13 protein-coding genes are annotated in these 12493 nt (G+C 62.4%); 6 read left to right on the top strand and 7 right to left on the bottom strand.

Annotated elements, in window-relative coordinates; translation table 11 throughout:
• The first annotated feature begins 7 nt into the window (after nt 1–7).
• Complete coding sequence (locus LPJGGPFB_RS20790; RefSeq protein ID WP_173421812.1) at nt 8–1042, top strand: LacI family DNA-binding transcriptional regulator; 1035 nt, start codon at nt 8–10, stop codon at nt 1040–1042.
• 127 nt (nt 1043–1169) lie between these two features.
• Nucleotides 1170–3182, top strand: coding sequence for a beta-galactosidase (locus tag LPJGGPFB_RS20795; protein ID WP_173422263.1), 2013 nt, complete (start codon nt 1170–1172; stop codon nt 3180–3182).
• Nucleotides 3183–3227: 45 nt separating this feature from the next.
• Here the strand turns inward: LPJGGPFB_RS20795 and LPJGGPFB_RS20800 are convergent, their stop codons facing one another.
• Both LPJGGPFB_RS20800 and LPJGGPFB_RS20805 read right to left on the bottom strand, forming a co-directional pair.
• Entirely contained in the window at nt 3228–3722 is a 495-nt protein-coding gene (locus tag LPJGGPFB_RS20800; protein WP_173421813.1) for an SRPBCC family protein, read from the bottom strand.
• Between the two features lies 1 nt (nt 3723).
• Complete coding sequence (locus LPJGGPFB_RS20805) at nt 3724–4107, bottom strand: ArsR/SmtB family transcription factor (RefSeq protein ID WP_173421814.1); 384 nt, start codon at nt 4105–4107, stop codon at nt 3724–3726.
• A gap of 253 nt (nt 4108–4360) precedes the next feature.
• Between LPJGGPFB_RS20805 and LPJGGPFB_RS20810 the strand changes: the two genes are divergently transcribed.
• Nucleotides 4361–4858 carry a DUF2165 family protein gene (locus tag LPJGGPFB_RS20810; RefSeq protein ID WP_173421815.1) on the top strand — a complete coding sequence of 166 codons (498 nt, stop codon included), beginning with the start codon at nt 4361–4363 and terminating at the stop codon, nt 4856–4858.
• A gap of 97 nt (nt 4859–4955) precedes the next feature.
• Here LPJGGPFB_RS20810 and pcaF read toward each other — a convergent pair whose 3' ends face one another.
• From pcaF to LPJGGPFB_RS20825, 3 genes are read right to left on the bottom strand one after another with little or no spacing between them, the layout of a single operon-like run.
• Complete coding sequence (gene pcaF, locus LPJGGPFB_RS20815; RefSeq protein ID WP_173421816.1) at nt 4956–6161, bottom strand: 3-oxoadipyl-CoA thiolase; 1206 nt, start codon at nt 6159–6161, stop codon at nt 4956–4958.
• On the bottom strand, nt 6161–6943 hold the full coding sequence (locus LPJGGPFB_RS20820) for a CoA-transferase subunit beta (protein ID WP_173421817.1): 783 nt from the start codon (nt 6941–6943) through the stop codon (nt 6161–6163). Before LPJGGPFB_RS20820 ends, pcaF begins: the two co-directional genes overlap by 1 nt.
• 10 nt (nt 6944–6953) lie before the next feature.
• Entirely contained in the window at nt 6954–7814 is an 861-nt protein-coding gene (locus LPJGGPFB_RS20825) for a CoA transferase subunit A (protein WP_173421818.1), read from the bottom strand.
• 248 nt (nt 7815–8062) lie between these two features.
• Here LPJGGPFB_RS20825 and LPJGGPFB_RS20830 point away from each other — a divergent pair, with 248 nt between their 5' ends.
• Together LPJGGPFB_RS20830 and LPJGGPFB_RS20835 are read left to right on the top strand one after the other, a co-directional pair.
• Nucleotides 8063–8818 carry an IclR family transcriptional regulator gene (locus LPJGGPFB_RS20830; protein ID WP_173421819.1) on the top strand — a complete coding sequence of 252 codons (756 nt, stop codon included), beginning with the start codon at nt 8063–8065 and terminating at the stop codon, nt 8816–8818.
• Between the two features lie 74 nt (nt 8819–8892).
• Entirely contained in the window at nt 8893–9555 is a 663-nt protein-coding gene (locus LPJGGPFB_RS20835; protein WP_173421820.1) for a sulfite oxidase-like oxidoreductase, read from the top strand.
• Nucleotides 9556–9636: 81 nt separating this feature from the next.
• Here LPJGGPFB_RS20835 and LPJGGPFB_RS20840 read toward each other — a convergent pair whose 3' ends face one another.
• Both LPJGGPFB_RS20840 and LPJGGPFB_RS20845 read right to left on the bottom strand, forming a co-directional pair.
• Nucleotides 9637–9840 carry a hypothetical protein gene (locus LPJGGPFB_RS20840; RefSeq protein ID WP_173421821.1) on the bottom strand — a complete coding sequence of 68 codons (204 nt, stop codon included), beginning with the start codon at nt 9838–9840 and terminating at the stop codon, nt 9637–9639.
• Nucleotides 9841–10220: 380 nt separating this feature from the next.
• On the bottom strand, nt 10221–10682 hold the full coding sequence (locus tag LPJGGPFB_RS20845) for an acyl-CoA thioesterase (RefSeq protein ID WP_173422264.1): 462 nt from the start codon (nt 10680–10682) through the stop codon (nt 10221–10223).
• Between the two features lie 688 nt (nt 10683–11370).
• Between LPJGGPFB_RS20845 and LPJGGPFB_RS20850 the strand changes: the two genes are divergently transcribed.
• On the top strand, nt 11371–12354 hold the full coding sequence (locus tag LPJGGPFB_RS20850; protein WP_173421822.1) for a LytTR family transcriptional regulator DNA-binding domain-containing protein: 984 nt from the start codon (nt 11371–11373) through the stop codon (nt 12352–12354).
• Nucleotides 12355–12493: the final 139 nt, after the last annotated feature.

The following is a 12493-nucleotide window of genomic DNA, read 5'->3' on the forward strand; positions in this document are numbered from 1 at the left end:
AGACGCCATGCAGAGACCGACGATCAAGACCATTGCGCAGGAAACGGGGCTGTCGATTGCCACTGTGTCCAAGGCCTTGAAGCATTCGCCTCAGGTTCGCCCGGAAACGCGCGCGATCGTGATCGAGGCCGCAGAGCGGGTCGGCTACGAACTCAACATGCATGGCGTGCAGTTGCGCACCGGCAAGACCTATCAGGTCGCCGCGATCATGACGGCGCCGGGGCCGAAGCAGAACGAGTGGGAAGGCGTCGAATACGCCCAGCTCTTGAGCGGCATTTCCTGGGCGCTGGAAGACAGCCCTTACCGCGTCTCGCTCTATGCTGTCAGGAATTTCGAGGAAAGCCAGGCGATCATCAAGCAGATCGTCTCGCTGAAGAAGGCCGACGGCATCATCATCTCCGGCACGCGCGCCGACGATCCGCGCATCCGGACGATGCAGGCGGCGGACTTTCCCTTCGTTACCTATGGCACCAGCGTTCACAACGCGCCGCATGCCTATGTCGATGCCGACAACGAGCAGATGATCCGCGTCTCGATGGCGCGGCTGGTGGAGCGCGGCCATCGCCGCATCGCCCTTCTCAACCCGTTGTCGGATTTGAGCTACGGCATCACCCGGTTTGAAAGCTACAGGCGCGCGCTCGAAGTTGCCGGCCTGCCCTTCGATCCGGCTCTGGTCGCGCATGGGCGGCTGACGCCGGCTTTCGGGCGGGAAAACGTGCTGACGATGTCGGATCTTTCCAATCCGCCGACCGCCTATATCTGTGCCAATGAGGCCTCCGCGCTCGGCGCGTTCTCCGGTTTCCATGAGCGCGGGCTGGTGCATGGCCGCGACGCCGTCATCAATGCCACCGACGATCTCAACGTCAGCCAGTATTTTGCGCCGCCGATCACCACCTACTACCTGCCGATCAGCGAACCGAGCAGCCTGCTCGGTGCCTACATCCTGCGCCGGATGGAGGGTGAGCCGCCGGAAGCGCTGCAGACGCTTCTGATGCCCAAGCTGATCGAGCGCTGCGACGACCGCCTGACCTCGAAACGCTGAGACCGAACACGACACGACGACCACACGCCTGCGCCTGGTGATATAAACGTTTATATCCATGAGTGCGCCCGCATCGAAGACGAAATGCCGGGTGAAGCCGGCCGAGAGCATGACGAAGGACCTGATCTTGCATATGCCCCTGACGCGACCGAACCGTTTCAACGCCGACAAGCAGGAGACCGACATGCTCGAACTCGGCGTCTGCTACTATCCGGAGCAATGGCCGCGCGAAAAATGGGAAGACGATGCCCGCCGCATGGTCGAACTCGGGCTTGCCTGGGTGCGCATCGGTGAATTCGCCTGGGCGAAGATCGAACCCCGGCCGGGCGAGTTTCATTGGGAGTGGCTGGATGACGCGATCGACGTGCTCGGCAGCGCCGGCCTGAAGGTCATCCTGGGCACACCGACCGCAGCGCCACCGAAGTGGCTGATCGACCGGCACCCCGATATCCTGCCTGTCGACGTCAACGGTGTCGTGCGCAAGTTCGGCGCCCGGCGTCACTATTGCTTCTCCAGCCGCGTCTACCGCGTCGAGGCAGCCCGGATTACCGACGCCATGGCCGAGCGATACGGCAGACACGCCTTCGTCCATGCCTGGCAGACGGACAACGAATATGGCGATCACGACACGATCTACAGCTATTCCTCAGAAGCCGAGCGGGCCTTCCGGCTGTGGCTCGCCGAGCGCTACGGCACGACCGAAGAGTTGAACCGTGCCTGGGGCACGGCTTTCTGGGCGATGAACTACAACAGCTTCGACGAAATCGAGCTGCCGAACAATCTCGTTGAGGAGCCGAGCCCGACCCATATCGTCGACTTCATCCGCTTCTCGTCCGACCAGGTGAAGAGCTTCAACAAGGCGCAGGTCGACATCATCCGCGGCCATGCGCCGGGCCGCCCGGTGACGCACAACTTCATGTCGCACAACACCGACTTCGATCACTACAAGGTCGGAGAAGACATCGATATCGCCTCCTGGGACGTCTACCCGATGGGCGGGTTGTTGAACGGTCGGCTTTCGCCGGAGGACAAGGGTCGCTACCTGCGCGTCGGCGATCCGGACCAGCCCGCCTTCAACCACGATCTCTACCGTACCGTCGGCCGCGGCCGCGTCTGGGTGATGGAGCAGCAACCGGGCCCGGTGAACTGGGCGGCACACAACCAGTCGCCGGCCGATGGCATGGTTCGGCTTTGGACCTGGCTTGCCTATGCGCATGGTGTCGACATGGTCTCCTATTTCCGCTGGCGGCAGGTGCCGTTTGCGCAGGAGCAGTTCCATGCCGGCCTGCTGCTTCCCAACAGCGAGCCCGACCAGGGCTATCTCGAAGTCGCGCAGGTGGTGGAAGAGATGAAGCGCCTGCCAACGGGCGAGGCGCGCGGCAAGGCCAAGGTCGCAATCCTGCTCGACTACAACTCGCGCTGGGCAACCCGCGCCCTGCCGCAGGGGCGGACTTATTCGGCCGCAGCGACGGCGCTCGACTGGTACTCGACCGTCTCGCGCCTCGGCGTCGACGTCGATTTCATCGGCCAGCATTCCGATCTCGACGGCTACCAGCTGGTGCTGGCGCCAGACCTCGTCATCGCCAACCAGGCCTTTGTCGAGAAGCTGGCGAAGTCTGAGGCCAAGGTGTTGTTCGGACCGCGTAGTGGCAGCAAGACCGAGGACATGCACATCCCTGAGGGTTTGCCGCCTGGTCCGCTTGCAGCCCTTATCGATATCAGCGTCGCTCGCGTCGAATCCTTGCCGGAGTTCCATGGCGAGACCGTACTTTACGGCAACGAGACCTATCCGTCCGGCATCTGGCGGGAGACGGTGCGCACCAGCGAGACGGTGCTGGCGACTTTCGAAGGCGAGTACCGCAATGGTGCCCCGGCCCTCGTCGGCAACGACAAGGCGCGTTATATGGCGGCGGCTGCCCAGGGTGACCTGCTCAAGAAGGTGATCAACGATGCGCTGGGCTGGGCTTCGGTCGAAGCGCTTGCCGATCTCGGCGATCTGCGCATCACCCGCCGCGGCAAGCTGAACTTCGCCTTCAACTACGGCAAGGAGGCAGCTGACGTGCCAGCCGGCACTGGCGCGACCTTCCATGTCGGCGGCCGCAAGCTCGCTCCCGTTGACGTCGCGATCTGGACGGAATGAGAGTTGGACCATGGGCGGATCACTCCGCCCATGGTCATTCCATGACTATTTCACTGGTTCGGAGGCAAGAATGCCCTCGAGGCGGTCGTAGCCGATCGCAATGCCGCTCTCCATCGGTGACTTGAGGACCGCATCGCGCGCCTCCGTCGAGGAGTAGACGACAGCCGTCGTCACCGTGGTGCGCCCGCCATCCTCAACAAAATGGGTCGTCACTTCAGTCCGGCCGCCGGTCCAATCCTCGTCGAAGAGTTCCTCATGGACGATCCGGTCCGGCGCATCGATCTCGCGATAGGTGCCGCCCATGCCCATCTCTGTGCCCTCAGTGTTCTTCCAGACATAGCGAAACGTTCCGCCGGGTCGCAGGTCGATTTCGCAGACGGGCAGCGACCAGCCGTCCGGGCCAGTCAGCCAGCGCTTGACGAGCGCCGGTTTGGTGAAGGCGTCGAAAACCAGCCGGCGCGGCGCGTCAAACGTGCGGATGATGCGAATTTCCCGGTCGCCGTGGGCGATGACGACGAGTTTGTTGGACGTTGCACGCATGTCAGTCCTCCCTAGTGGTGAAATCGGTAGGGTTCCCAGCCGATCCGTGAGCCGCGGCATCGGCCTTCAATTCCTCAAGCAGTGTGTCGAGACGGGCAAAATTCGCTTCCCAAAGCTTGCGATATTCCGCCAGCCAGTCGGTCGCCTCGGCGAGTGGATCGATCTCGATCCGGCAGGGACGGCGCTGCGCGTCGCGGCTGCGCGAAACCAGCCCGGCGCGCTCCAGCACCTTCAGGTGCTTCGACACCGCTGGCTGACTCATGGCGAAGGGTTCGGCAAGTTCGAGAACCGATGCCTCGCCCAGCGCCAGGCGGGCAAGGATGGCGCGCCGTGTCGGATCGGCGAGAGCGGAAAAGGTGGCGTCGAGGCGTTCAGATGGGGTCATCAACATAACCGATAAGTTTTAGAACTAAATGGTTATGTTGCATTCTGTAGCTGGAGTCAAGACAACAGGGAAGGGCAAGGGCCGCTGCGTGTTCAGCGGGCGTTGCCGCCGGGGTGCATATGCATCATCCTGCAAGTTGTGGAAGAGGCATGTTGCAGCCCCGTTTTGCGCTGCTGCGGGCTATGGCTGGACTGATGCCGGTAGGATTCGGCCCGGATTTCGGGTGTGCCGGCAGTGGACAGGAGTACCAGACATGAAAATCATTCGAATTGCCAAAACCGCAGCCGTCGCTGCTATCGCCTTGTTTTCGACGCTCGTCGCCTTCGGCAACATCACCGACTACGCGACGAACTTCGCCTTCGTCCAGCATGTGATGATGATGGATACGATCTTCCCTGATGCGGCGATCAAGTACCGTGCGATCACCAGCCCGGCACTGCACAACCTGTTCTACGTCGCGATCATCGCGGCCGAGGCGCTGACGGCATTGCTTTGCTGGCTCGGCGCCTACCGGCTGGCGACGAACCTCAACGGTGGCGCGCGCGAGTTCAACCGGGCGAAGACCGTAGCGATATCAGGCCTGACGCTCGGCTTTCTCGTGTGGCAGGTCGGCTTCATGTCGGTGGGTGGTGAATGGTTCGGCATGTGGATGTCGAAGCAATGGAACGGCGTTCCCGATGCCTTCCGCTTCTTCATCACCATCCTGCTGGTGCTGATCTTCGTGGCGCAGCGCGACGAAGAGACCGTGTGATTGAAACAGGGAGCCGTCATCGGACGGCTCCCGAACTGCGCTCGGTCTGGGCGTGTTGCTATCGCGAGACCGGCCACACACCTTTGCCCGTCGATCTTCAGACCCGCTCGAGCGCCACCGCGATGCCCTGGCCGACGCCGATGCACATCGTCGAGAGGCTGTAACGTCCACCCGTCTCGGCCAACTCCAGTGCCGCCGTCCCGGTGATGCGGGCGCCGGACATGCCGAGCGGGTGACCAAGGGCAATTGCGCCGCCGTTCCGGTTGACGCGACCGTCGTCGTCGGCAATCCCGAGATCGCGTAGTGTCGCCAGCCCCTGCGAGGCGAAGGCCTCGTTGAGTTCGATGACATCGAACTGTTCCTGCGTCAGGCCGAGACGCGCCATCAATTTTTTCGAGGCCGGGGCCGGGCCGAAGCCCATGATCCGTGGTGCCACGCCGGCGGTCGCGCCGCCGAGGATCCGGGCGATTGGCCTCAGGCCATATTTCTTCGCTGCCGCCTCCGAGGCGATGATAAGCGCTGCAGCTCCGTCATTGACGCCGGAGGCATTGCCGGCAGTGACCGTCCCGCCTTCTTTCCTGAAGGGCGTGCCGAGCTTGGCAAGCGCCTCCATCGTCGTCGCACGCGGATGCTCGTCCTTCTCGACTGTCGTCGGCTCGCCCTTGCGCTGGGGGATGGTGATGGCAACAATCTCCTTGGCAAGCCGGCCGTTTGCTTGAGCTGCTGCGGCCTTCGCCTGGCTGCGCAGTGCAAAGGCGTCCTGGTCCTGCCTGCTTACCTTGAAATCCTCGGCGACGTTTTCGCCGGTCTCCGGCATGGAATCGACGCCATATTGCTTCTTCATCAGCGGGTTGACGAAGCGCCAGCCAATGGTGGTGTCATGGATCTCGGCGCTGCGCGAAAAGGCGCTCTCCGCCTTCGGCATGACAAAGGGTGCGCGTGACATGCTCTCGACGCCACCTGATATCATCAGCTCGGCTTCGCCCGCCTTGATGGCGCGTGCAGCTGAGATCACCGCATCCATGCCCGAACCGCAGAGGCGGTTGATCGTCGTACCCGTCACGCTTGCCGGCAGCCCGGCGAGCAGCAACGACATGCGCGCGACGTTACGGTTGTCTTCACCGGCCTGGTTGGCGCAACCGAAGATGACGTCGTCGACTGCTTCCCAGTCGAGCGAGGTGTTGCGCTTGATCAGCGCTTTCAGCGGGATTGCGCCGAGGTCGTCTGCCCTGACGGACGACAGCGCGCCGCCGAAGCGACCGATTGGCGTGCGGATGTAATCGCAGATGTAGGCGTCAGCCATCACGCGGCCTCCCTGTCGCCCTGGTGGGCCTTCTTGGTGCGCGCATTGATGTCGCGAAGCGTCGTCAGTTCGACCTCGCTCGGCACCGGGGTCGCGATGACCTGGTCGGCGAACTTGATCGGCCAGCCGCAATTGTCGACGATCTGCTCGCGCGTCACTCCGTCATGGATGGAAACCACCGTCAGTTCCTTGGTGGTGGGGTCGGGCTCGAGAATGCAAAGATCGGTGATGATGCGGGTCGGCCCCTTGGTCTTCATACCCAACCGTTCGCGATGATCGCCGCCTTCGCCGTGGCCCATCGAGGTGATGAACGGCAGCTTTTCGACGAACCCGCGCTTGGAGAGTGCCATGGTGATGAAGATACGACCACAATTCGACGCGATTTCCGGCGCGCCGCCGCCGCCGGGTAGACGGACCTTCGGATGGTCGTACGGTCCGACGACCGTGGTGTTGAGGTTGGCAAATTTATCGATCTGCGCGCCGCCGAGAAACCCGGTGGTGATGCGGCCGCCCTGGAGCCAGTAGCGAAACATCTCCGGCACAGAGACGGTGAAGAGTGCGGTATCGCAAAGCTCGCCGTCGCCGATCGACAGCGGCAGTACGTCCGGCCTGGTGCCGACAGTTCCGCTTTCGTAGATCAGGGTGATATCCGGCGCGTGGGTCAGTCGCGCCACGTTGCAGGCGGCCGACGGTGCGCCGATGCCGACAAAGCAGACGTCGTCGTTGGAAAGTTCGCGCGAGGCGGCGATAGTCATCATTTCGGTGGGGGTGAAATCCGTCATCATCGCCTCCTTAAGTGGCCTTCGCCGGCTTGCCGCCAGCGTGTCGTGCAAAGTCTTCCGGCCCGGCGTCCAGCACGTTTTCCTTGATCCAGGCGCTAAAGCTGTCGCGGTCGCGGGCGATGTCGTCCCAGCCGATGTAGAAGGCGTTCGAGCGTGGATAGTAGCCGTGGGCATAAGAGGGGAAGGCGCCGCCTGGGACATGGCTGACGGCGGTAACCGCCCAGCTCGGTAGGACGACCGAATTGGGCGAAGGAGGCGCCAGCTCGTCGACGATCTCCTCAACGGTGACGATCGAGCGCTTGGCGGCGAGAACCGCCTCCTTCTGTACGCCGACGATGCCTTCGATGAGAACGTTGCCTTTCCGGTCGGCGTGCTGAGCATGGATGATGGTCACATCCGGCCGGATTGCCGGAACGGCTGCGAGCAATTCCGACGTGAAGGGGCAGGTGACGGACTTGATGTTGGCGTTGACCTTCGGCAGATCGGCACCGATATAGCCGCGCAGCATCGCAAACGGCAGGTTCGCGGCACCCGCCTCATAGGCATTGGCCATGGCTGCGTGGGAATGTTCCTCGATTTCGAGCGGCCGCGGCCACTGATTTTCCACTGCGTCACGGAAGCGGTGCAGGGAGCCGACGCCGGGATTGCCGCCCCAGGAAAACTTCATGCCGCGGGCAGCACCGACGCCGATCAGTTGATCGTAAAGGATATCGGGCGTCATGCGCACGAGGAACAGGTCCTTGCGGCCTTGGCGGATCACTTCGTGGCCGGCGGCATAGGGGATCAGATGGGTAAAGCCCTCCATGGCGACGGTGTCGCCATCCCTGACATTGTCGCCGATTGCCTCGGCGAGGGTAACGATCTTCGCCATGTTTCCTCTCTTCTGATCTGAGCGTTGCCGCCTATCGGCGGGCGCGTGTTTTCTGCAGCCGGCTGTTGAACTGTCGGTGGCCTCTCGCCGCGGCAATTTGATCGCGGCGCCCGCAGGCAAGAGCCCTTTCTTGCCTTCGATGGCTCGAAATAGGCTCTCAAAAACCGGAAGGGTCAAATAGTTTGTGCGTTATTTGACATTTGTTCGTATAACGCACAGGGTGGATGCCGATAATTCGAGGATGCACGATGAGAGAAACCGATTTCGTCAGTGGTTTTGCCCGCGGGCTGACCGTCATCGAGGCCTTTGGCGAGACCCAGCAGAAGCTGACGATCACCGAGGCTGCAAAGATCACCGGCCTCGACCGCGCGACCGTCCGCCGGTCGCTGCTGACGCTTTCGGAACTCGGCTACGCCGACTACGACGGGAAATTCTTTTCGCTGACGCCGAAGATCATGCGGCTCGGGCACGCCTATCTCTCGGCGACGCCCTTGCCGGCGATCGTCCAGCCCTACCTCGACCAGCTTTCGGAGCGGGCCGGGCAGAGCGCCTCCGCTTCCGTGCTCGACGGCACCGAAATCGTCTACATCGCTCGCGCGTCGCAGAAACGGGTGATGTCGATCAGCCTGATGCCGGGCTCGCGTCTACCCGCCTATTGCGCCTCGATGGGCCGCGTGTGGCTCGCGGCACTGCCGGAGGTGCAAGCGAGGGACGTGCTCGCCCGCTCCGACCTCAAGGCCAACACGCCTCACACGAGAACCGACCCGGAAGAGCTGATGGCCGAGATCGGCCGCGTTCGTCACCAAGGTTATGCGATCATCGACCAGGAACTGGAAATCGGCCTATGCTCCATCGCCGTCCCGCTACTAAACGATCGCAACCAGACTGTTGCGGCGCTCAACATCGGGGCGCCGGCCGCCCATGTGCCGGCTGCCGAGATGGTCGAGCGCTATCTGCCGCTGTTGAAGGAGACGCAGGCCGCGCTCCGCATTGTCCTGCCCTAACGGCGATCCCTGAGCCTGACGCTTGACGAGAACCGCGACGGGTCTTCTAATCCGGCAGACCGGAGTAGGACGCGATGACCGAAGACGAGCGCTCAACGGAAACCAAGCTGACCACGACGAAGCGACGATGGGCGGCGGCGGGCAAGTTTCTTACCGGGCATGTAGCTAGGCCTGAGGATGAACGGTTGCCACCAGGTCAACACCTCGTCAGGGATTGGCCGGTGCTGGACCTTGGGCAGCAGCCTGCGATCGGTGTGGAGCGCTGGCGCCTTGATGTAACTGGCCTCGTCGAGCAGCGCCTGTCGCTTGATTGGGCAGCGTTCAAGGCTTTGCCGCAGCGCGACAGCCTCTCCGATATTCACTGCGTCACCACCTGGTCGCGCTACGACAACCGTTGGCAAGGCGTGCTGACGCACGACCTGCTCGATCTGGTCATGCCGAAACCGGAAGCAACCCATGTGATGCTGACGAGTTACGACGGCTATACGACCAATCTCCCACTCGCCGATTTTGCCTCGGAGCATGCGATCCTCGCCACGGATTGGGAGGGGCAACGGATCAACCGCGCCCACGGCGGGCCGATGCGGCTCGTCGTGCCGCATCTCTATTTCTGGAAGAGCGCGAAGTGGTTGACCCGCATCGATTTTCGAGCCGGTGACGAGGCCGGCTTCTGGGAGCGTAACGGGTATCACATGCGCGGCGATCCCTGGCTTGAGGAGCGTTACTCCGCGGATTGACGGCCGGACGGGGATCTGAGGCGAGCGAGGCAATCGCCACGCTCGGTTATCCGCCACGGCCTGCGGGCGATGTGAAGCGCCCTACTTCATCAGATCCATATGCTGGTCGGCGCGGGCCTTCAGCAAGGGGTCGAGGTCCGACTTGTACGGCCCGTACTTGACAAACATCTCGTGGGCCTCATGGGGCGGAATGCCGGAGGCGCGAATGAAATCCTCCAGATCGTACCGGACTTCGCCACTCGCGACGCCTTCTGTAAACTGTCTTCCCGTTTCGGATGTGGACATGTGAATCTCCGATATCCAGAGCTTGCAACGACGGTGTTGGTTTCCCGCAGCTGCAGGCGTTGATAGGTGGCTTCGCTTGTTCACGAAATTGGCGCCAGATGCGGAACGCAGCGCGATCACTCTGAACGTGTCACTGCAATTTATCAGAACTCAGGGGCATGGTCCCGGCGCACGTTGACGGGCGCACGGTACAAGTCACCGCCTTCCCATACGCATCGCATGAGGCGGACAGCTCCGAATGCAACGCCGGCCAGCGAAACATACACCATCATCCAACCCTGCCAAACACTGGAGTGGCATCTGTGCCGCCCTGTTGCAAAAAGTGACCTCGGTTTCGATGCCAGGAGTAGCGGAAAGGCACGCCCCCGTGATTGCGACGGTCAGGTTTCTCCAGCGGAGCCCGCGGCCTGAAAACGGACCTCGAACTCGCGCCGCAAGTTTCTCCTGACCTCGGCTGCGCGCTGGCGCTGTTTTCGCACGGCGGTTACGGGGTTGTACGGCGGCACGGCGGTCGGACGCCCCTCGGCGTCAACGGCGACCATTGTGAAATAGCAGGAATTCGTGTGCCGGCGCTCGCCGGTACGGATGTTTTCGGCTTCGACGCGGATCCCGACTTCCATCGACGTCCGCCCGGCATGATTGATCGAGGCGCGAAAGGTCACGAGCTCCCCGACATGGATCGGCTGGCGAAAGACGACCTGGTCCACCGACAGGGTCACTGCGTATTCCTGCGAATAGCGTGAGGCGCAGGAGAACGCCACGCGATCCAGGAGGTTCAGAAGGGCGCCGCCATGGACCTTGCCGCTGAAGTTGGCCATGTCGGGCGTCATCAAAACGACCATTTCGAGCTCGCTGGTATCGTGTCCGGCTTCCACGGCAACTCCTCTGGATTGGATTACAAGGCCCTCTTGGGCGACGTCCGGGCCGTCCTCCCGGAGGTCTGGCCGTCATCATATGCATTGCGACCCCTGGCTTGAAGTCCATTCCTCCAGCTTCTGCAGCCACGCGATCATGTTTCGACCTGGCTCGGTCGGGCGTCGGCCGTGACATGCGCCTTCGATGTGACGCGATGTTCCGGATGCTCTGCGGCAAAGACGATCTTTGGCCGGGCATTCGAACGGCGCTGCCTTGCGTGATGTCCGCGCCGCGCCAAGCGCGGCGGGCAGAACCGCTCCGTGAGCCTGGCGGCTTCGGCGTAGGGAGCGTACGGCGATACCGCATCTTCCCGCGGGCGATCGACCCAGAAAAGGGCCTGCGGTTGCAGCGAAAGCCCTTGAATTCCTCGCGCTCGCAACCTTTACTGGCAACGCGGGCGGATGCTGGCGTTGAGGAACGCCGCCGAATGACGATCGAGGGGGCCATCGAACGCGCGCTTGGACCATTGTTTATTCCATGATCGCTCTCGGCGCCGCCTCTTCGGCGCTCACAGGGCGTTGATGCCTTTTTAGAGACTCGCGTTTTCCCGGGAGGACCGCTGCATTTTGCGACAGCGCCTCCCTATCCCTTATTCTTTTTTCAATATTGATCGTCATGAATGAGCAATTTCACCCGTCCGACCTTTCCGATACTGCCCCGCCATACGAACTGATCGCGATTGCCGAATGTCTTCATCCCACGATGCGGCAGCCCTCGCACGACTGGGCGTATATGGCCGCCGCCCACCTCATCGGTTCGCCCGCCAACATTGCGATTGCGACCATTTTGGAAGAGACCGGCAAGCTTGCCGGTGCCGACAGGGCGTGGATGTTCGAGTACGATGCCGATTTTCTTCACTTCCGAAACACCGAGGAGTGGGTGCGCGGGGATGTCCCGTCGCATGTGACTGATCTGCAGCAGACGCCGGTGACGATGATCGGTTGGCTGCATCAATGGCTGGTCACGGGCAAAGCGGTGATGATCAACGATGTCGCCAATCTTCCGCGTCCTGCGCGCGCCCTGCAGGCGGAAATGCTCAGGCAGAACGACAAGAGCGTCCTTTGTGTCCCGGTCTTTCACGACTGCGTTCTGCGTGCCTGCATCGGCTTCGATGCGACCAGGACGAAACGCCGGTGGCCGGTGGACGAGATCCACCAACTCGCCCGCTGTGCAAAGTTGATCGGGATCGCCCGCTACGGGCGAGCGCCGGTGGATGGCCGGCGGGACGTGGTTGCCGGTAACGCGCTCAACGGTGCTGAACCGCTTGTGCATCTGCACATGCCGGGGCGCACGCGCGGCGTGCCATTGGCAGCGATCGTCGGACTGCGTTCGGCGAAGGACTACACGCAGATCTGGCTGAAAGACGAAGCAGCCGTGCTCGATCTGCGGCCGCTTTCATTCTGGATCGGCCTACTGCCGAAATCGAACTTCCTGCGCATCCACCGAACGGCGGTGATAAACATATCGCATGTGACCGAGCTCGACCGTCACGCGGGCCCGACCAGGCAGGCGTGGACGGTGCGCCTGCGCAGATTCGAGCAGCCCTGGGCGGTATCGCGGCCTTACAGGCAGGAATTGCGCGGCCGGCTCGGGATTTGAGATTTTCCACAGCCGTAACCCCCTCGCTTTGTTGCTTCGTCGAACCTGTAGGTTGTTTCGTCGATATGGCATTGCTGCTTTAGAGTTGCCGTGCAAGCCAGCTTCCTGGGAAATTTTAGGGTATTGGGCGGAGGGCAAG

The organism is Ensifer adhaerens (assembly GCF_013283195.1).
In the GTDB taxonomy this organism is placed as follows: domain Bacteria; phylum Pseudomonadota; class Alphaproteobacteria; order Rhizobiales; family Rhizobiaceae; genus Ensifer; species Ensifer adhaerens_G.